16 protein-coding genes are annotated in these 19,553 nt (G+C 65.8%); 11 read left to right on the plus strand and 5 right to left on the minus strand.

The features are described from left to right. Positions 1–16 precede the first annotated feature (16 nt). Both CMV14_RS04975 and CMV14_RS04980 read right to left on the minus strand, forming a co-directional pair. A complete protein-coding gene (locus CMV14_RS04975) occupies positions 17–1,102 on the minus strand; it encodes a helix-turn-helix transcriptional regulator (protein ID WP_096616587.1) in 1,086 nt (361 codons plus the stop codon). 140 nt (positions 1,103–1,242) lie between these two features. Further along, positions 1,243–2,178, minus strand: a complete 936-nt coding sequence (locus tag CMV14_RS04980) for a LysR substrate-binding domain-containing protein (protein WP_066964160.1) — start codon at positions 2,176–2,178, stop codon at positions 1,243–1,245. 101 nt (positions 2,179–2,279) lie between these two features. On the opposite strand from CMV14_RS04980, the gene CMV14_RS04985 reads away from it, so the two are divergent. The 5 genes from CMV14_RS04985 to CMV14_RS05005 all read left to right on the plus strand — a co-directional run bounded on the left by CMV14_RS04985 (position 2,280) and on the right by CMV14_RS05005 (position 7,367). Then, a complete protein-coding gene (locus CMV14_RS04985) occupies positions 2,280–3,464 on the plus strand; it encodes an acyl-CoA dehydrogenase (RefSeq protein ID WP_066964217.1) in 1,185 nt (394 codons plus the stop codon). Continuing rightward, on the plus strand, positions 3,464–4,588 hold the full coding sequence (locus tag CMV14_RS04990; RefSeq protein ID WP_066964157.1) for a CaiB/BaiF CoA transferase family protein: 1,125 nt from the start codon (positions 3,464–3,466) through the stop codon (positions 4,586–4,588). Before CMV14_RS04985 ends, CMV14_RS04990 begins: the two co-directional genes overlap by 1 nt. A 159-nt stretch (positions 4,589–4,747) precedes the next feature. Beyond that, entirely contained in the window at positions 4,748–6,424 is a 1,677-nt protein-coding gene (locus CMV14_RS04995) for a thiamine pyrophosphate-binding protein (RefSeq protein WP_096367676.1), read from the plus strand. A gap of 272 nt (positions 6,425–6,696) precedes the next feature. Beyond that, complete coding sequence (locus tag CMV14_RS05000) at positions 6,697–6,963, plus strand: GlsB/YeaQ/YmgE family stress response membrane protein (RefSeq protein ID WP_066964155.1); 267 nt, start codon at positions 6,697–6,699, stop codon at positions 6,961–6,963. A 173-nt stretch (positions 6,964–7,136) separates the two neighbouring features. Beyond that, a complete protein-coding gene (locus CMV14_RS05005; RefSeq protein WP_066964151.1) occupies positions 7,137–7,367 on the plus strand; it encodes a DUF6894 family protein in 231 nt (76 codons plus the stop codon). Between the two features lie 141 nt (positions 7,368–7,508). Here the strand turns inward: CMV14_RS05005 and CMV14_RS05010 are convergent, their stop codons facing one another. Genes CMV14_RS05010 through CMV14_RS05020 form a run of 3 tightly spaced genes read right to left on the minus strand, consistent with a single transcriptional unit; the run spans position 7,509 to position 11,282 of the window. Then, positions 7,509–8,036, minus strand: coding sequence for a PadR family transcriptional regulator (locus CMV14_RS05010; RefSeq protein ID WP_066964148.1), 528 nt, complete (start codon positions 8,034–8,036; stop codon positions 7,509–7,511). Between the two features lie 58 nt (positions 8,037–8,094). After that, complete coding sequence (locus CMV14_RS05015) at positions 8,095–9,663, minus strand: AMP-binding protein (protein WP_066964145.1); 1,569 nt, start codon at positions 9,661–9,663, stop codon at positions 8,095–8,097. Positions 9,664–9,674: 11 nt separating this feature from the next. Continuing rightward, the gene (locus tag CMV14_RS05020; RefSeq protein ID WP_066964143.1) at positions 9,675–11,282 is read right to left on the minus strand and encodes an acyl-CoA dehydrogenase family protein; all 1,608 of its coding nucleotides are present in this window, start codon (positions 11,280–11,282) and stop codon (positions 9,675–9,677) included. A 143-nt stretch (positions 11,283–11,425) separates the two neighbouring features. Here CMV14_RS05020 and CMV14_RS05025 point away from each other — a divergent pair, with 143 nt between their 5' ends. From CMV14_RS05025 to CMV14_RS05050, 6 genes are all read left to right on the plus strand, one after another. Further along, positions 11,426–12,388, plus strand: a complete 963-nt coding sequence (locus CMV14_RS05025) for an NAD(P)H-dependent flavin oxidoreductase (RefSeq protein WP_066964140.1) — start codon at positions 11,426–11,428, stop codon at positions 12,386–12,388. Positions 12,389–12,521: 133 nt separating this feature from the next. Further along, on the plus strand, positions 12,522–12,785 hold the full coding sequence (locus CMV14_RS05030) for a 4Fe-4S dicluster domain-containing protein (protein WP_066964137.1): 264 nt from the start codon (positions 12,522–12,524) through the stop codon (positions 12,783–12,785). Then, positions 12,782–14,152 (plus strand): FAD-dependent oxidoreductase, encoded by a 1,371-nt coding sequence (locus CMV14_RS05035; protein ID WP_066964134.1) that lies wholly within the window; start codon positions 12,782–12,784, stop codon positions 14,150–14,152. The genes CMV14_RS05030 and CMV14_RS05035 overlap by 4 nt, the downstream gene beginning before the upstream one ends. 13 nt (positions 14,153–14,165) lie before the next feature. Then, the gene (locus CMV14_RS05040) at positions 14,166–16,310 is read left to right on the plus strand and encodes a molybdopterin-containing oxidoreductase family protein (protein WP_066964131.1); all 2,145 of its coding nucleotides are present in this window, start codon (positions 14,166–14,168) and stop codon (positions 16,308–16,310) included. Positions 16,311–16,416: 106 nt separating this feature from the next. Continuing rightward, positions 16,417–17,058 (plus strand): TetR/AcrR family transcriptional regulator, encoded by a 642-nt coding sequence (locus tag CMV14_RS05045; protein WP_066964128.1) that lies wholly within the window; start codon positions 16,417–16,419, stop codon positions 17,056–17,058. Between the two features lie 223 nt (positions 17,059–17,281). Beyond that, complete coding sequence (locus CMV14_RS05050; protein ID WP_176489096.1) at positions 17,282–19,543, plus strand: TonB-dependent receptor; 2,262 nt, start codon at positions 17,282–17,284, stop codon at positions 19,541–19,543. The last annotated feature ends 10 nt before the right edge of the window (positions 19,544–19,553 follow it).

The following is a 19,553-nucleotide window of genomic DNA, read 5'->3' on the forward strand; positions in this document are numbered from 1 at the left end:
GACTGGGCGGGTTGGTCTAGCTTTGTGTGGTCGGCAGCCCATATTGCGGCAGCAGGGTCGCCAGTTCGCTCTGGCGCCGGGTATTGGTCTTCTGGAATATGACCTTGAGGTGGGTGCGCGCGGTTTCATGCGCGATGCCGGCCGCCCGCGCGGCCTCCCTCGCTCCCATGCCCTGCGCGATATCGCGCGCTATCCGCGCCTCGGTCGGCGTGAGATCGAAGAGCGCCTGCAGCAGATCGCCCTCAGGCAAGCGATCGTCCACGGAATCGGCCAGGACCACCAACCCGTTTGCCGGGGAGAAGATGTCCCGGGCCGCGCCGTTCACCGGAAGCAGGTGCATGGCGACGCGGCGCTGGTCGTCCAGGCTTATGGCTATCGAGCTGCCCCTTTTCTGAGCCGTCAGTCGTTCGATCGCGTCTCCCAGGCTCAGATCGGATCGGCCGTCCTTCAGCCGGAGCCGCGACCGGCTGTCCAGCAGCGACTTTCCGATGATCCGGTCGAAAAGATCGTTCGCGGTCAGCAGGCGGCCGCGGACGTCGATCATCGCGGCCGGCGTTCCGATCATCTCGAGCGCCTCGATCGCGGCCCGGGCCTGCTCCATGGCCAGCCTGCCGCTCAGCGTCGCCGCCCGGCCGAGATGCGGACGAAGCGCATCGAGAATGGGAAGCGCGCTTCGGGAACGGGCGTGGTCCGCGAAGGCTTCCAGCGTGATCGCAACCGTGTCCTGGGTCGCGCCACGGATCAATGTCGCCGCGCCGGCGGCGGCGCCGCGCGGAATGAGGAAATCGGTATAGATAGGCAGGGTACGAAGTTCCTCCTCGCTGTGGAGGTCGCTGTCGGTTAGGAAGCCGGCATAAGGCGGCCGGGCGAGATATCGGTCGAGACGGCTGTTCCGGCGGTCCCAGCCCTCCGCCGCGAACTGGATCGTGGTCGCCTCGATCCCCGGAGACGAGGCGCGCCGCACCATCCCGCCTGTCCGGGCGTGGATGACGTTGCCACCGCGGGCCCCGACCAGGACCGCCAGCTTTTCGAGAAGGTCCGGCCACAAGTGCGGCATCGCGCCAGCTTCATAGATCGCGTCTATGATTGCTTCGTGGTCCAACTCCGTCCCCTGACCCAGCCTGCACGTCTGTCCGGTGGCTAGACTGGATCGGATTGCCCGTGGAGTCGACCCGGCAGCTTGAGAAACTAATCTCGATCAGTGGGTGTGTTAAGCGTGCGTTCGACAAAAACCTTCGGTGCTCAGGTACGGCGATCAAGGGCGGATGTTGAATCACATGCGAACTGGCGCTGCAATTCCCTGACCAGTTCCAGGATCGACAAGGCCGGCGCGGAGGATCCGTCGACGCGATAGGCGAGGGCGATTTCGAGGCTCTCGCGATAGTCGACGATTTCGCGGAAGATGAGGCCTTCGATGGTGATGTTGCGCAGCGAATGGGGGGCCAGAACGACGCCATGGCCGCCCGCCGCCATGCACGCGGCGGTGACGAAATCATTGACCTGGGTGATCGGGTCGAGCGCGAAACCGCCGAGCTCGGCCAGTTGCCGGAGCTTCGTTCCCAAGCCGTCATTGGCGTGGAACTGCGGATTGATGAAGCTTTCCCCGGCCAGGTCGGCGGCGCGGATCTCGTCGCGCGCGGCCAGCGGGTGCGAGGCTGCGAGGGCGAGCAGGGTGGTCTCGCGATAGAGCGGGATCGCCTTGACGGCCTCAGGATAGTTGGAACGAGGCCGGATCAGGCCGACATCGAGCTTCGCATCGGCGATGGCTGCAATCTGCTGCGGCGTTTCCATCATCGACGGGCGGAGCTGCAGCAACGGCAGTTGATCTCGCAGCACGCGGAGCATGGCCGGCAATATCCCGCAGATCGCCGCCGAGAAGATATAGCCGATCTCGACCGGCCCAGCCTCGCCGCGCGCCGCCAGCTGGCCGATCCGCTCCGCCCGGTCGAGCTGGGCGATCGCGGCCCGCGCCTGGGCGAGGAATATCTCCCCTGTCCGGGTCAGCGAAACCGCGGCGCGCTTGCGGCGATGTAGCAGCGGCGCCCCGACCACATCCTCCAGCCGGCGTATCTGCGAACTCAGCGCCGATTGCGCGATGGCAAGGCGGTCGGCCGTGCGGGTGAAATGCAGGTCCTCCGACAGGGCAATGAAGCTGCGCACGGCCTTCGTATCGAGCATGACTCTTTTTAATCACTAAATCGGAATAGAATCCAATTTTATCGAGATTGAAATGATCATAGTCGCCGCGCACAAGCGTGTGTGCAACGACGGAGAATGTGATGGCGGGGATGGTGCGCTTCAATCACGGGGATCCTTTCCTTCTCGATGACCAGCTGACCGGCGACGAGCGGATGATCCGCGACGCGGCGCGCGCCTATGCGCAGGAAAGGCTCCAGCCGCGCGCGATCGACGCCTTCTCGCGGGAACACACCGATCCGGAGATATTCCGCGAGATGGGCGCGCAGGGGCTGCTCGGCGTCACCCTGCCGGAAAGCTATGGCGGCGCCGCGGCGTCCTATGTCGCCTATGGCCTGGTCGCGCGCGAGGTCGAGCGGGTGGATTCGGGCTATCGCTCGATGATGTCCGTCCAGTCGAGCCTCGTCATGCATCCCATCCATGCCTATGGCTCGGAGGCGCAGAAGCAGCGCTATCTGCCCAAGCTCGCATCGGGCGAATGGATCGGCTGCTTCGGACTGACCGAGCCCGACGCGGGATCCGATCCGGGCGGCATGCGCACCTGCGCCGCGAAGATCGACGGCGGCTATCGCCTCCACGGCAACAAGACGTGGATATCCAACGCGCCGATCGCCGATGTCTTTGTCGTCTGGGCCAAGTCCGACGCGCATGGCGGGGAGATTCGCGGCTTCGTGCTGGATAAGGGCGCCAAGGGCCTCTCCACTGCGAAGATCGAAGGGAAGATGAGCCTGCGCGCCTCGATCACCGGCATGATCAACCTCGACGAGGTCGAGGTGGGCGAGGATGCGCTGCTGCCCGACGTACAAGGGCTGAAGGGGCCGTTCGGCTGCCTCAACCGGGCACGCTATGGCATCAGCTGGGGGGCGCTCGGCGCCGCCGAATTCTGTTTCGAGGCGGCGCGCCAATATGGCCTCGACCGCAAGCAGTTCGGCCGACCACTGGCCGCGACGCAACTCTATCAGAAGAAGCTGGCGGACATGATGAGCGACATCGCGCTGGGCCTGCAGGCTTCCCTGCGGGTCGGGCGGCTGATGGACGAGGGCCGCTTCGCGCCGGAGATGGTCTCGATCGTCAAGCGCAACAATGTGGGCAAGGCGCTCGATATCGCGCGGGCGGCCCGCGACATGCACGGCGGCAACGGCATCTCCGAGGAATATCAGGTCATCCGCCACATGATGAACCTCGAGACGGTCAACACCTATGAGGGCGCCCATGATGTCCACGCCCTCATCCTCGGCCGCGCGATCACCGGCATCGCGGCCTTCTGATGGCCGGGCCGCCGCTCGCGGGGGTGAAGGTGGTCGAACTGGCCCGCATCCTCGCGGGCCCCTGGGCGGGGCAGACGCTCGCGGACCTCGGCGCCGAGGTGATCAAGGTGGAAAGCCCCGGCGGCGATGACACGCGCCGATGGGGGCCACCCTTCGTCACCTATCCCGATGGCGGGCAGGACGCCGCCTATTTCCATGCCACCAATCGTGGCAAGCGGTCGGTCGTCGCCGATTTCACGACCGCCGAGGGGCAGGCGCAGGTGCGCGCTCTGGTGGCCGACGCCGATGTGCTGATCGAGAATTTCAAGGTTGGCGGGCTCGCCAAATATGGGCTGGACTACCCCGCCCTGGCCGCGATCAACCCGGGACTGGTCTATTGCTCGATCACCGGCTTCGGCCAGGACGGCCCCTATGCCCAGCGGGCGGGATACGACTTCATCGTCCAGGGCATGAGCGGGATCATGGACCTGACCGGCGATCCCGAGGGCGAACCGCAGAAGATCGGCGTCGCCTATGCGGATATATTGACCGGCCTCTATTCGGTGATCGCGATCCAGGCGGCGCTCGCTCAGCGGGCCCGCACCGGGCGGGGCCAGCATATCGACATGGCCCTGTTCGACGTCATGGTGGCGACGCTCGCCAACCAGGCGATGAACTATCTGGTGGGCGGCGCGGCGCCAACGCGGCTTGGCAATGCCCATCCGAACATCGCCCCCTATGCGGTCTATCCGGTGTCGGACGGCTGGTTCATCCTGGCCGTCGGCAATGACGGGCAGTTCCGCAAATTCTGCGATCTGGTCGGCATCGCGGCCGATCCCCGCTTCGAAACCAACGCGCTGCGCCTGGCCAACCGGGATGCGCTGGCGGAGGTCATCGGGGCGGCGACGCGGGGCTGGACGAAGGTTGCGCTGCTCGATGCGCTGGCACAGGCCGGCGTGCCGGCCGGGCCGATCAACCGGCTCGACGAGGCCTTTGCCGATCCGCAGATCGCTCATCGCGGGCTGGTCCAGGGGTTCGATGCCGATGGATATCAGGTGCCGGGGCTTCGCACCCCGATCCGCTTTTCCGACGCGGAGCTCGCCCTCGACCATGGCTCGCCGCGGCTCGGCGCGGACAGCCGATGACCGGCCGCGCCTGCGATCCGCGACGGGCCTGCCACCGTCCGCAGCCCCGTGGAGCCTGTCGACGCCGACCATGGCTATGATATCATTGCACGAGGCCGATCGCGGGCGTGGCTCCTTCCGCGACCCCTGCCGATACCGGCCGCACGATCGAGGATTTCGATGCACGACATGACCCGCACCAGCCCCGCCACGGTCGCTTCGCGACTAGCCGAGGCGCTTGTGGCGCAAGGGGTCGATCATGTCTTCTGCGTACCGGGCGAGAGCTATCTGGCGGTGCTGGATGCGCTGTACGACCTCAGGCGGGAGATCCGGCTGATAACCTGCCGCAACGAGATTGCCGCCGCCAACATGGCCGAAGCCTATGGCAAGCTCACCGGCCGGCCCGGCATCTGCATGGTGACGCGCGGTCCTGGCGCGAGCCATGCGGCGGTCGGCGTCCATACGGCGGAGCAGGATTCGACGCCGATGATCCTGTTCGTCGGCCAGATCGAGCGGGGGCATCGCGGGCGTGGCGCCTTTCAGGAGGTCGATTATCGCCAGATGTTCGGCAGCATCGCCAAATGGACGGCGGAACTGGAGGAGGCCGACCGCGTGGACGAGATCGTCCGCCGGGCCTTCTCGACGGCGCTGAACGGCCGTCGCGGACCCGTCGTGCTGTCGCTGCCCGAGGATGTGCTGACCGAGCCGGCCGTCGGCACCGCGCTGCCATGGCGGGCGGGTCCGGTGCGCAGCGGCCTGGAGCCCGGGGTGCTGGCAGCGATCGGCGATCGCCTGCGGGCTGCATCGAAGCCGCTGCTCATCCTGGGCGGTTCCGGCTGGAGCCGGGAAGCGGCCGGGCGGCTCGCCGACTGGGCGGAGGGAATGGACCTGCCCATCGCCCTGTCGTTCCGGCGCAAGGATCTGATCGACAACCGCCGGCCCTGCTATATCGGCGATTTCGGCCTGGGTATTAATCCCCGGCTGGTTGCGCGCCTTGCCGAGGCCGATCTGGTGATCGCGCTGGGCGCGCGGCTGGGCGACAATCCGACCGGCGGCTACAGCTTCCTCGATCCGGCGGTGACCGCCGAGCGGCTGGTGCATATTCATCCCGATCCCGAGGAACTGGGCCGCGTCTGGCCGGCGGCGATTGCCGCCGTCGCCGATCCGGATGCGGCGGCGATCGGGCTGGCGAGCCTCGATGGCGATCGGCGCTGGACCGCCTGGCGCGCGGAGGCGCGCGCCGACTGGGAGGCGTTCACGCAGCCGGTCCCGACGGCCGGCCCGGTCAATCTGTCCGAACTGTTCGGTGAGATGCGCGCCGCTCTGCCCGACGACGCGATCGTTACCAACGGCGCGGGAAACTATGCCGCCTGGCTCCACCGCTTCTTCCCCTGTCATGGCTTCGGGACGCAGCTGGCGCCGACCAGCGGAGCGATGGGCTATGGTTTTCCGGCGGCGATCGCCGCAAAGTCGATCCATCCGTCACGCGAGGTCGTCTCGGTCGCGGGCGACGGCTGCTTCATGATGGTGGCCCAGGAACTCGCGACTGTCGTACAGCACGATATCCCGATGATCGTCGTGCTGATCGACAATGGTTCCTACGGTACGATCCGGATGCACCAGGAAAGGAATTTCCCCGGACGGACGGTGGCGACCGATCTCGTCAATCCCGATTTCGGGGCGCTGGCGCGCAGCTTCGGCATCGCGTCGTGGCGCGTGGAGAAGACCGCCGATTTCGGACCTGCCTTCGCGGAGGCGCGCGCTTCCGGCCGGCCCGCCCTCATCCATGTACTGACCTCGATCAACGACATCGCGCCGGGCAGGCGGATAGAGACGACGGCGGCCTCGACGATTTGATTTCCGAGTCATCGGGTAATTCCGCCTGACCTGAAATCACTCCGGGCGAAAGCGTCCCGCCTTCGCCCCAAAGGCGGGACGGGACGCTCCAGTCGGCCGCAGGCTCCGCCCCCCCGGGTAACCGTGCGCGGGCCGCGTCCGGCAGGAAAACCCCGCATCGACCGGCACCTTCCCGGAAGGGCCGCCGGTCTCTCCCTCGCGAAGGAGGACGAGCCGAGGAACCATCGCACGGCGCAAACGTCTGCTGGTGATCGAAGATAGGGAGAAGAGCCGTGGGTTGGATCATTGCGCTGATCGTCGGAGGGATCGCGGGCTGGCTTGCCAGCATCGTCATGGGCCGCAACGCCACCATGGGAATTTTCTGGAACATCGTCGTGGGCTGCGTTGGCTCGCTGATCGGCAATGCGCTGTCCGGTCCGCTGCTGGGGGTGCGCGGAAGCGTGCAGCAATTCTCGCTTACCGGCCTGCTGATCGCCTTCGTGGGTGCCGTGGTGCTGCTGGGCATCCTCAACCTCATCCAGCGCAAGAGCGTGCGGTAAGAAGAGGCGGGCGGCCGACCATGTCTGGGAAAGTAGGCGCATAGCCGCCTGCATGGGCCGCACCTTGCCTCGGCCGCCGATCGATATGAGAAAAAGATACTGAAAACGCTGACGAAATGGGGGCAACCGCCGGAGCCCCTGTTCGTTTGGGGCGCTCTCCCGATGGAGCGTGTATGCGTTATTTTCTGCACAGTTCGGCCGAGCGCGACGAAGAGGGATTCGAATGCCCCAGCGTCGATGCGGCCCGGATGGAAGCCGGGCGGCATGTCGCCGACCTGATCCGCGATGATCCATCCGCGATCTGGACCGCCGACTGGCGGATCGAATTGACCGATCATAGGGGCATGACCCTTTCGATGCTCCATGTCGTCGGCACCGAGGCGCCGGCGTCCCGAAGATCGTGATCGGCTGTCAGCGGGCACGCAGCGGGTGCCCGAGCCGCTCAGCGGTCAGAACGCGTTTGCGGAAACTGGGATATGGAGAGGCGCGGACCGTCCAAGGAGCTACCTATGAAGTGCACCGGCTAAGCGGCCGGCCCGGTCGACCTATTCCAGCTGTGCGACCGCTTCGTCGCACCAGGTGATCATGGCCTGTTCGTACAGCACGCCGCAGCGCGCTCCGAGCAGCCGGCCGAGGTTGCTCCTGTCGATCTGCTCGTTCTTGGCGATCCTGGCCTCAATCGCGCCGAACAGGGCCCTGCGCTCCAGATGATAGGCCCGCCGGTCCGCGAGCTGTGCGCGGAGCTTGGGCAGGTCGGCATATTCCAGAGCATACATTTTCACAAGGAGCTCCTCCTTGATTGACGCCGGCGGGCTGGGGCTGTCCAGCCAGGCCTGCAGGGCTTCGATGCCGAGCGGGGTGATGGACCAGATGATCTTGTCGGGGAGCTTGTCCTGCTCGCGCCGCATGCCGGCAATCATGTCCTGCGTCTCGAGCCGCCGCAGTTCGGTGTAGATCTGCTGGCGCGTCGCTCGCCAGAAATAGCCGGTGGAGGTCCTGAACTCCTTGGCCAGGTCGTACCCGCTCAGCGGCTCGTGAGAGAGCGCCGTCAGAATGGCATGCGTCAGCGCCATGAGACCTCCCTGGCAGTTGTCTGGAACCGACCTAGCACCGGCCCGGCCGGTTTGTCATTCAGTCGCTCGACCTCGCGGCTGCCCACTCCTCCCGCAGTGCGGCCCGGGATGGCTTGCCGACCGGCGTTCGCGGCAGATCCTGCCGGATCTCGAACTGCTTGGGTATTTCGAACGGCGACAGGCGGGTGACGAGATGGGCCTGGAGTTCGGCGAGCGTCAGGGTCGTGTCTTGCCTGAGTACGGCATAGGCCCGCACCGTCTCGCCACGATAGGCGTCGGGAATGCCGATGACCGCAGCCTCGATGACCGCCGGGTGGGTGACGATCGCATCTTCGACCAGCCGTGGATAGACATTGTAGCCGCTGGCGATGATGACCTCCTTCTGGCGGTCGACGATGTGCAGGAAGCCGGCTTCGTCGATCCGGCCGATATCGCCGGTGCGCAACATGCCGGCCTGCAGCGCGTGCTCGCTCTCTTCCGGGCGCTGCCAATAGCCCTGCATCACCTGTGGACCGGCGACCAGTATCTCGCCACATTCGTCCGCGCCGTCGATCGTCACCCGCGTGCCCGGTATCGGCAGCCCCGCCGCTCCCAGCGGCTCGTCAGCCTGTCCGGGCATGAGGGTGACCAGCGGGGATGTCTCGCTCAGGCCATAGCATTGCCGGATGTACACGCCGGAAAGCGTATGGAAGCGCTGAATGGTCTCGGCCGCAGCCGGTGCGCCGCCGGCGGCCGCATATTTGATGCGCGACCAGTCGACCCCGGCCGATCGCGGATCGCGCAGCAGCGCGGTGAAGATCGTCGGCACGCCGGCCAGCATCGATACGGGCCGATCGCGCAGCAGCTCGAAGATCGCTTCGGGGTTGAAACGGGGCAGGAGGATGGTCTCCGCAGCGAGCCGCACGGCGAGGTTCATCGCCATCGTCATCCCGGTGATATGGCAGAAGGGTACCGGCACGAGCAGACATTCGGCGCCGTTTTCCAGCTTGGGGAAGACGGCGGCGGTCTGCTCCACATTCCACCGAAGGTTGGCGTGGGTGAGCATCGCGAATTTGGGTAGCCCGGTGGTGCCGCCCGTCCCCTGCAGCACCGCCAGGGTCTCGTCGGGCATGATCTCCGCCGCTGGAGCGTCGTCCCGTCCGGTGGCGAGCGCGGCGGCCCGCTTCTCGAGCTCCGGCCCGTCCCAGGGCCAGAGATGGGCGGCGATGCCATTCCCGCTTGCGAGCGCTGCGGTACGCTCTGCCTCGCCGTCGATCCGGACGCCGACGATCAGGCGCGGCAAGGTCTCCCGAAGCTGGCCATCGAGACGGTCCTGCGCGTAGAGCGGATTGAGCGCGACGACGGTCGCACCGAGCCTGAGCGCGGCATAATAGCTCCAGACGAAGCCCGGATGATTGGGCATGAGCAGCGCGACGCGATCGCCCCGGCTCACCCCGAGCGCGCTGAACTCTGTGGCGAGCGTGTCGATCACCGCCGCGCTTTCGGCGAAGGTCCAGTGCAGCGGGCCATAGGTCAGCCAGATGCGATCACCGTAGCGGGCAACCGTGTCCTGAAGCATGTCGACCAGACTGCCGGGACGGAAGTCCGCGAGCTCGTCCGATCCCTCTATGGAACGGGTCGTGGTCATAATCGCCTCCCTCAACCGAAAACCGGATCGTCGAGCGCATCCGCCGCGCCCGCGATCGCCGCTGCGCGGTCCCGTTGCGCAAGGCCTGCGAACATGTCGTGCAAAATCGGCTCCGCCGCGGCGCGGATCGCGGGCGGCAGCCGCAGCCCCGCGTCGAGCGCACGGCGTTCGGCCTCCAGGGCGGCCAGCTCGGCGAGCCGCGCGAGGCCGGGGCGGTCGGGCACATGTCGCGCGCGCAACAGCGCGCTCTCGGCCTCGATGAGCGCGAGCATGATGTCGGCGGCGGGTGTCGCGGCGGCCTCGTCAAGGCCGGTATCGGCCATGGCTCCCAGGACGCTTCGGGCGAGTCTCGACAGCCTATCCGCCTGCGGCGGTGCGTCGCCCGAGCCGGGCAGCATGCCCCGCCAGCGCTTGACGAAGGCGCGTACGGCGAGCGCCCGGTTGATCTCGTTGGTGCCTTCGTAGATGCGTTGGACCCGGGCATCGCGATATGCGCGCGCGGGCCGATATTCTTCGGAAAAGCCATTGCCGCCATGGATCTGGATCGCCTCGTCGGCACAATAGGCGAGGGTCTCCGAGCCGAGGACCTTGACGAGCGCCGCCTCCGCCTGCCGGCCGGCCAGCACCTCGTGGCGGGAAATCCCCGCGCCCTGGTCCGCGTCGATCGTCGCGGCCACACGGTAGACCACGGCTTCAAGCGCGAAGGTGCGGGCTGCCATGACCGCGAGCTTCTCCTTGACCGCGGCGAGCCGGATGATCGGACTGCCGAAGGACTGGCGTTCGCCCGCATAGTCGCGGCTCTGGCGGAGAAGGTCGCGACAGACGCCGACACTGACCGCGCCGATCTTCATCCGTCCGGAATTCAGCGTGCCGAAGGCGATGCGTGCACCCATACCCAGGAGGCCGATCAGATTCTCCTCAGGCACGAATACCTCGTCGAAGCTGACCGTCGTGGTGGATGAACTCGCCATACCGAGCTTGCGCTCCTCGGCACCGATGGAGACGCCGGCCCAGCCGCGTTCCACGACGCAGGCGCTGAGCGCGGGGCCCGCCTCGCCCATGAACTGGGCGAAGACCACGAAGAGATCGGCGATGCCGCCATTCGAGATCCACGCCTTGGTGCCGGACAAACGCCACCCGCCCTCGACGGGAACCGCACGCGCCTTGGCCGCCTGGGCGTCGGAGCCGCTGCCGGGCTCGGTCAGGCAGTATCCGCCTATCCACTCGCCCGACATCAGGCGCGGCAGGTAGCGCCCCGCCAGCGCATCGTCGGCATAGGATGCGAGCGGCGTCGTCGCCAGGCCGGAGTGGGCCGCATAGGCCACCGAAAACCCGCCAAGCGGCCCCAGGGCTTCGGCGATGCGGCAGCATTCCACGGTTGAGAGACCGGCGCCCCCGCGCTTTACCGGAACCTCCGCACCGAGCAGGCCGAGATCGCCCATGTCCGCGATGCACGAGCGCAGGAGCATGCGGTCTCCGGCTTCCAGCCTTTCGTACGCGTCCTCCTTCACGTCGGCCGCGATCCGATCGGCGAGTTCGGCGATCGGGGCGATGCCGGACGCCAATGCCTCGGGAAAGGCCGCCGCCTCCATGGGCCAGTTCAGCCAGCCGTCCGTCATCCATGCCCCTCCAGTTACTATGGTAATAATTGACTAGGCAATTTATTGCATATATAGGGAAGGCTGTCTACCACGAACTGGCGGTGGAGGCGCGTCATCCGGCGCGGCTTCGCCCGCCGGGTCAGATCTCGACAGGACGGATTATGACTCTTCCCGCCATATTGAATAACTGCCTCCGGATCCCGGTGATGGCCGCCCCGCTGTTCATCATCTCGAATCCCGATCTCGTGATCGCGCAGTGCAAGGCCGGGATCGTGGGATCGTTTCCGTCGCTGAATGCGCGGCCGCTTTCGCTGCTGGACGAGTGGTTGCATCAGATCACCGAGGAACTGGGGGCCTGGGACCGCGCGCATCCCGACATGCCTTCGGCGCCGTTCGCGGTGAACCAGATCGTCCACAAGACCAACAATCGGCTGGAGGAGGATCTGGCGCTGTGCGTGCGGCACAAGGTGCCCCTCATCATCACGTCGCTGGGCGCCGATTCCGACCTGAACGCGACTGTGCATGGCTATGGCGGAATCGTGATGCATGACGTGATCAACGATCGGTTCGCGCGCAAGGCGGTGGAGAAGGGTGCCGACGGCCTTATCGCGGTTGCCACCGGCGCGGGCGGGCATGCCGGCATCCTGTCGCCTTTCGCGCTGATCCAGGAGATCAGGCGCTGGTTCGATGGCCCCCTGGCGCTCTCCGGCTCGATCGCGAACGGCGGGGCCGTCCTTGCCGCGCAGGCGTGCGGGGCGGACCTCGCTTATATCGGATCGGCGTTCATCGCGACCGAGGAGGCGAACGCGACGCAGCGGTACAAGGAGGCGATCGTCGAATGCGCCTCCGATCAGATCGTCTATTCCAACCTGTTCACGGGCGTGCACGGCAATTACCTGCGCCCCTCGATCGTCGCCGCTGGAATGGATCCGGACAACCTTCCGGTCTCCGATCCGTCGGCGATGAGTTTCAAGTCGGGCGGCGACCAGGACGCCAAGGTCTGGAAGGACATCTGGGGGTGCGGGCAGGGCATCGGCGTGATTGACGCCATCCTGCCTACCGCCGCCCTGATCGACCGGGTGGAGGCCGAGTATAAGGCGGCGTTGCAGCGTATCACCGGCTGATGGCCATCACCGTCGCGTATATAAACTGAACAATGTTTACTTTGAGTGCGACGGGTGGCATGCAGGAATTGGATCCCAGGGCTGACCGCGTCTCAAGCGGGCACGCCGCTGAGGGTCAGCTAGGAGGGAGCCGGTGGCCTATGTGATCGCAGCGCCGTGCGTCGCCGATTACGCCTGCGTGGATCTGTGCCCGGTTCAGTGCATCGCGCCGCTTCCGCAGGACGCGGCGTTCGACACGGCCGAGCAGCTCTACATCGATCCGGTACGCTGTATCGATTGCGGCGCCTGCCGCGACGTGTGTCCCGTCTCCGCGATCTTCTTCGAGGCGGACCTGCCGGTGCGATGGCGGCATTATGCCGAGGTCAACGCCGCGCATTTCCGGGTTCCCGCAAGATGATCGACCGGCCGTTGCGCATCGCGGTCGTCGGCTCCGGGCCTGCGGCGCTCTACGGGATTGGCCAGCTGCTCGACGCAGCGGACGCAGATGCGGAGATCGATGTGTTCGAGCGCCTGCCCGTACCCTGGGGGCTGGTACGCGGCGCCGTCGCGCCGGACCATCCCGAAAAGAAGGCGGTGATCGACCGGCAATTCGCGCACTTCCTGCGCGACCGGCGGGTGCGGTTCCTTGGCAATGTCGAGATCGGCCGCGATGTCAGCGCCGCCGAGCTGTCCGACTGGTACGATGCGGTGCTCTACGCCACCGGCGCCGATGGCGACGTTGCCATGGACATTCCCGGCGAGACGCTTTCCGGCAGCTGGGCATCGCGCGACTTCGTCGGCTTTTACAGCGGCCATGCCGACTTTTCCCACCTGCGCTTCGATCTCGGTTGTTCGCGGGCGGTGATCGTCGGCAACGGTAATGTTGCGCTGGACCTGGCCCGGATGCTGACCCTGCCGCTTGCCGAACTCGAACGGACCGACATCGCCGACCACGCGCTGGAAGCCCTGCGCGGGAGTGCGATCCGGGAAGTGGTGATCCTCGCCCGTCGGGGGGCCGCCCAGGCCGCGTTCAACAATCCCGAGCTGGAGGAGCTCGAACATCTTCCCGATGTGGGGATCGAGGTGTTGGATCGCGGCACGATCGCCGCGGCCGACCTGGCCGGTGTGGACGGTGTCGTTCAGCGCAAGTTGCAGACGCTGCGCCGGCTGCATGCGCGGGCGGGCAGACCGGGCGACCGGCGGATCACCTTCTCCTTCCTCGTTTCGCCCGTCGAGATCCGTGGGGCGGGGCATGTGGAGCGGTTGATCGCCACACGCAACGCGTTGCGGCCCACCGCCGCGGGCTTCGAGGCGGTTCCGACCAGCGAGACAATCGAGATCGAAACGGGGCTGGTGCTGCGGGCCGTGGGCTATAGGGGCACGCCCTTGCCCGGGCTTCCCTTCGATCCCGTGAAGGGTGTGATCGCCAATCTGGATGGACGTGTCGCCGACGGTGGGCGCGTTCTTCCCGGCATGTACGTCGCGGGCTGGGCGAAGCGCGGGTGTCGCGGGATCATCGGGACGAACCGAAAATGCGCGGCTGACACGCTTCGGCACTTCTTCGAGGACAGAAGGGCAGGCCGGCTTCGGCCGGGAAGCCTGGATCGTCAGGGCGTCGTCGACCTGCTGCGCGCCCGGGGCCTGATGATCATGACACATGCCGGCTGGACCGCGATCGACCGTGCCGAACGGCGCGCCGGCCGTCGGTGCGACCGGCCCCGGGTGAAGCTGACCGATCGCGCGGCAATGCTCGAATGCGCGGGCCTGGTCTCCGCGCGAGCGTGAGAGGAGAAGATAGGTGCATCACGAAAAGCACAGCTTCTGCCGGATTTGCGAGCCCTTCTGCCCCGTGGTCGCCAGTGTCGACGGCGCAGGCAAGGTGGTCTCGCTGCGTCCCGACGAGAGTCATCCCAGCGGTGGCACGGCATGCCACAAGGGCCTTTCCTTTCTCGACGTCCACAACGATCCGGACCGGCTCGACCATCCGCTGCGCCGTACCAACGGGCGTGAACAGCCGCGCGGCCTTTTCGTCGAAACGGACTGGAACCCGGCGCTCGCCGATATCGGCGCCAGGCTCGCCGCGATCCGGGACGCGCACGGCCCCAATGCGATAGCCGGCTATCTGGGCAATCCGATCGCCTTCGATGCCCCGGCCTATGCGGCCTATCTTCCTTTCATGGAAGCGGTGGGCAGCAGGATGCGGTTCGGCGCGAACACGCAGGACATGGTCAACAAGCTCACCGGCGCAGGCCATATCTATGGCTCGACCCGGTCAGCGCTGATCCCCGATCTGCACAATAGCGATTACCTTCTGTGCATGGGCGCCAATCCGAAGGTGTCGCGCTGGACGATGGCCTCAATTCCGAATGATGGCCTCGATATCCTGCGCAAGCTGCGCGCGCGCGGCGGGACGGTGCGGTTCATCAATCCCCGGCGCACCGAATCCTCGACCGAGGAGATTGGCCCGACACATTTCATCCGGCCGGGTACGGACGTCTATTTCCTGGCGGCGCTGCTCAACGCAATCATCGCGCGCGGCGGCGTGGACCGCGAGCGGGTCGCGCGGTTCGGAAAGAATGCCGACGCCCTGTTCGATTTCGCGGCGCGCTACCCGGCCGATCGGGTCGCTGCCGTCACGGGCATTCCCGTGGCCGAGGTCTGGCTGATCGCTCGCGAGATCTGCGAAGCCCCGTCGGCGGCTGTCTATATGTCGACCGGCGTCAGCCAGAGCCGGCAGGGGATGCTGGCCTATTGGCTCAGCGAGATGATCAACTTCGTGACCGGCAATCTGGGGCGGAAGGGCGGCACGATAAAGCCCAACGGCCTGATCGACGCCTTTCCACCCATGGTCGGCAGCCAGCAGGTCAGCACCTCCGTGGGCGACTTCACGCTGCCGGATCCGATCGGTCCCGGCCTCCTTCCGACGACGATGCTACCGGACCTCATCGAAGCCGGCGATGTGCGCGCCCTCATCCTGTGGAGCGGCAATCCGCTGATATCCACGGGCGGCGAGGAGCGGATGCGCAAGGCGTTCGAGAAGCTCGATCTGCTGATCAGCATCGATATCTTCCGCAGCGCCACCGCCGAGCTCGCCGACTATGTCCTGCCGGCGACGAGCTGGCTTGAACGCAAGGACATCAACCTGGTCGGCATGGGTATGCAGGCCATCCCCTATGTCCAATATACCGAAGCGATCGAGGCGCCCGGCGGCAACCGCCGGGACGCGCCGTGGATACTGGCGCGGATCGCCCAGGAGATGGGGATAGCCTCCGTGTTCGATGAGAATCCGGGCATCGAGGACGTATCGGGGGCGATCATCGACCAACTGCTCGCGAACCGCGGACTGACGCGCGCGCAACTCGCGTCGATGCCCTCGCAGACCTTGCTGCTCGACCCTCTCGATCCGGAAAGCTTCTACACGCGCTGCCTTCGCCACCCGGACGGCCGCATCGACTGCTGCCCGCCGGCGTTCGCCGAGGCCGGCCTGTTCGAGCGCTGCGACCGGATATTCGATGAGCTTGCCGGCGAGCCGGACGACATGCTGAAGCTGGTCAACATCCGCACGCCCTATCACCATAATGGCTGGATGCCCAACGTCGCCCGCTTCCGACGCGGCAGGAACGCCGAAAACCCGCTGCGCATCGGGCCGGCGGACGCGGATCGGCTCGACCTTTTCGATGGCGATCAGGTCCGCATCGTCACGCAGGAGGGAGGGGTGGACGCCGAGGTGCTGGTCGATGCCAGCATGGGCCCCGGCACGGCGGCGATGACGCACGGGTTCGGCAACCACCGGACCTACGGCATGCGGGTCGCGCAGCGCAGGCCGGGCGTCAATGTCAACGCGGTGATGCCGATGGGCCCGGAGGCGTTCGAGCCGCTCAGCAACATGTCGTGGATCTCCGCTGTGCCCATCAGGATTGAAAAGATTGACCGCCCGGAATAGGCACACGCCCACGCCCGAGCGCTTCGCCATCGGTGGAGGCGGATCGGCTGCGCACTTTATTGTAGGACAGCGGCTTTGAGCATCAACCATCATCGCCGCGGCGGCCATGTCACCACCGGCTAAGAAGAAAGCTCGCGGTGACGGGCACGAGCGCTATCTGGAGATCATCGGCGCGGCCCGGCAGGTGTTCAACGAGCACGGCTATCGGCACACGACGATGCGGCGGCTCGCGGAGCAGTCCGGCATTTCGGTCGCGGCGATCTACATCTATTTCGACAGCAAGGAAGCCATCCTCGCCGCCATTCGCGACCAGGCGTTCCTGGAGCTTAACCGGGCCACGCAGCGGGCGGTCGCCCTGGCGAAGGATCCCGAAGAGCGGCTCCGTGCGCATCTGCGCGCCTATCTCGATTTCGCGCGTTCCGATCCGGAAGGTTATCGGCTGACCTTCCGTTCGCAGCTCATCTTCGCGCCGCGCCCGGGTCGCCCGGCAGAGGCCGGCAAGGCGCCCGGCCTCGAAGCGTTCAAGATCCTGGTGGACGAGGTCGCCGCGCTGATCTCGCCGGAACCGGACCACCGTTCGCAGGAGAACGATGCCCATGTCTGGGCCGAAGCGGCCTGGGCGGCGATCCATGGCCTCAGCAGCTTGGTTATCGACGTGCCCAATTTTCCCGCCTCCGGCCTCGATGCCAGTTTCGACGCGCTCGTGACGATGGTCATCAGCGGAATCCGCGCCCGCCCGACGAAATAGGGCCGCGTTTCGGCAGGGTGCTCTTGGCGCGCCGGCAAAGAAGGCCTATTGACTCTATGAACATTGTTCACTTAACATTGTTCATAGAATGGGAGCCGATGAACGGCTCCATCTGTGACGGGAGGGACGGATGCAGGTTCGCTTGCCAGTGAAGGGTTCGTTGCGCTTTGGGTGCAGCGCTTTGGCAATTCTCATTTCTGGCCTGGGGATATGTGCCCCGGCGATGGCCCAGAATATCGACTTGCCGGCCGATGCCGCCGCCCAGCGCAGCGCTTCGGTCGATGAGATCATCGTGACCGCGACCAAGCGTGCGGAATCAATCAACAAGGTGCCGATGTCGATCACGGCGGTGGCCGGCGACGACCTCATCCGCTCGGGTGTCACCAGCGCGGCCGATCTGGGCAAGGTCACGCCCGGTTTCGTCGCGATCGACAGCAGTTACAACACGCCGGTCTATTTCATTCGCGGCGTCGGTTTCTACGAATCCTCGATCCTCGCCAAGTCGACGGTCGGCGTCTATGTAGACGAGGTTCCATTGCCATATCCGGTGATGACCTCGGGATCGGTCTTCGATCTGGAACGCGTCGAGGTGCTCAAGGGACCCCAGGGTACCCTGTTCGGTTCGAACGCGACCGCGGGAGCGATCAACTATATCGCCGCCCGTCCCACCCGCGATTTCAAGGCCGGCGTCAATCTGGGCTATGGCAACTTTCAGTCGGCGACGCTCGGCGGTTTCATCAGCGGCCCGCTTGGCCCAACGCTCTCGGCGCGGCTCTCCTTCAATCATGAAAATCGCGGCGACTGGCAGCGCAGCCTGACGCGCCCCGGCGATACGCTCGGTGCGAAGAGCTTCACGCAGGGACGCCTGCAACTACTATGGGAGCCGGACGACCGCTTGCGCGCGCATCTGACGCTCAGCGGTTTCCTAGACCGTTCCGACAGCCAGGCCGGCCAATATTCCGCGCCCTTCGCGCAGACGGCGACGACCGTGCTCGATCCGCGGCTGCTGACCTATCCGGTCGGCAACGACAATCGCGATGCCGACTGGAATGCGATCTTCCCCCTGAAGCGCCGCAACGAGATGGGGCAGGCCGCGCTACGGGTGGACTATGATCTGAGCGACGCCATCAGCCTGACATCGATCACGGCCTATACCGATTATCGCCAGGATCAGGGCGTCGATTCGGACGGTACGTCGCTCAGGGTCAGCAACGCGCTGGTGACCGGTCACGTCAAGAGTTTCAATCAGGAGCTGCGCCTTGCCGGCGATATCGGCGGGCAGGGCCGCTGGCTGCTCGGCGGAAACTATGAGCGCAGCCTTGCCTATGAGAATGTCTATTTCACGGGTTCCGATACGACGTCCGGCCGCGCTTTCCTGCGCCTCGGCCTGCCGGAGGTCGACTTCATCTCATTCTACGGCGACACGAAGTTCGTCAGCAAGGCCGTGTTCGGCAACGTCGATTACGACATTGGCGACCTTATCACGCTCCATGCCGGCGCGCGCTACACGGATACCAGCAACACCTTCAACGGCTGCCTGCGCAGCGAGGGCAACAACGCCTTCGGCCGTGGTCTTTCGCTGTCCTTTTCCCTCAACCCGGCGACGACGGGCGTGGGGCGTTGCGCCACGGTGCTGGGATTGCCGACGGAGCCGCGCTTCGGCACGGCCTTCCGCAGCCTGCCGGAGGACAATGTCTCCTGGCGGGTCGGCATCGATCTGAAGCCCGCCGCCGGCCAGCTGATCTACGCGAACGTCAGCCGTGGCTATAAATCTGGCACCTACACCAACCTCTCCGCCACCACGGATGGCCAGTATACGCCCGCGAAGCAGGAGGAACTCACCGCTTATGAGCTGGGGTTTAAATCGAGCTTGCTCGATCGCAGGATCCAGCTCAACGGCGCGCTTTTCTACTATGACTATGCCGACAAGCAGTTGCGCGGCCGGGTTGCGGTTCCGGTCTTCAACTTCCTTGAAGCGCTGATCAACATCCCCAAATCCCGCGTGAAGGGTGCGGAGCTTCAGGCGGTGATCAATCCGACCGAAGGCCTTCGCCTCTCGCTCGGTGGCGTCTATGTCGATAGCAAGATCACCCGCAGCTATATGAACTTCACCCAGTTCGGACAACTGATCGACTTCAAGGGAAGCCGCTTCCCCTATACGCCGAAATGGCAGCTGAACGGGGATGTCGGATATGAACATAGCCTCACCGCCCGTGTGGACGGGTTTATCGGCGGGACGGTCACCTACCGTTCCTCCAGCTATGGCGATTTTCGGCCCGATCCCCGCGTGCGGCTGAAGGGCTATGCCCTGGTCGACTTGCGCCTGGGAATAGCGAGTCCGGACAAGTCGTGGCAGTTCACCTTGTACGGGCGGAACGTGACGAACGAGAATTACTGGGTGACGGTCACCCGGCGCAACGACGCGATCGTGAAGTTCACCGGCATGCCGGCCACGTACGGCGCCGAATTGAGCCTGCGCTTCTAGCCGATTGAGG

It is taken from the genome of Rhizorhabdus dicambivorans (genome assembly GCF_002355275.1).
Lineage (GTDB): Bacteria > Pseudomonadota > Alphaproteobacteria > Sphingomonadales > Sphingomonadaceae > Rhizorhabdus > Rhizorhabdus dicambivorans.

Excerpts from the sequence above, each read along its gene's own strand:
- CMV14_RS05015 (WP_066964145.1), bottom strand. The coding sequence starts at position 9,663 with ATGACCACGACCCGTTCCATAGAGGGATCGGACGAGCTCGCGGACTTC.
- CMV14_RS05025 (WP_066964140.1), top strand. The coding sequence starts at position 11,426 with ATGACTCTTCCCGCCATATTGAATAACTGCCTCCGGATCCCGGTGATG.
- CMV14_RS05020 (WP_066964143.1), bottom strand. The coding sequence starts at position 11,282 with ATGACGGACGGCTGGCTGAACTGGCCCATGGAGGCGGCGGCCTTTCCC.
- CMV14_RS04990 (WP_066964157.1), top strand. The coding sequence starts at position 3,464 with ATGGCCGGGCCGCCGCTCGCGGGGGTGAAGGTGGTCGAACTGGCCCGC.
- CMV14_RS04980 (WP_066964160.1), bottom strand. The coding sequence starts at position 2,178 with ATGCTCGATACGAAGGCCGTGCGCAGCTTCATTGCCCTGTCGGAGGAC.
- CMV14_RS05010 (WP_066964148.1), bottom strand. The coding sequence starts at position 8,036 with ATGGCGCTGACGCATGCCATTCTGACGGCGCTCTCTCACGAGCCGCTG.
- CMV14_RS04995 (WP_096367676.1), top strand. The coding sequence starts at position 4,748 with ATGCACGACATGACCCGCACCAGCCCCGCCACGGTCGCTTCGCGACTA.
- CMV14_RS05035 (WP_066964134.1), top strand. The coding sequence starts at position 12,782 with ATGATCGACCGGCCGTTGCGCATCGCGGTCGTCGGCTCCGGGCCTGCG.
- CMV14_RS05045 (WP_066964128.1), top strand. The coding sequence starts at position 16,417 with ATGTCACCACCGGCTAAGAAGAAAGCTCGCGGTGACGGGCACGAGCGC.
- CMV14_RS05005 (WP_066964151.1), top strand. The coding sequence starts at position 7,137 with ATGCGTTATTTTCTGCACAGTTCGGCCGAGCGCGACGAAGAGGGATTC.
- CMV14_RS05050 (WP_176489096.1), top strand. The coding sequence starts at position 17,282 with ATGGCCCAGAATATCGACTTGCCGGCCGATGCCGCCGCCCAGCGCAGC.
- CMV14_RS04985 (WP_066964217.1), top strand. The coding sequence starts at position 2,280 with ATGGCGGGGATGGTGCGCTTCAATCACGGGGATCCTTTCCTTCTCGAT.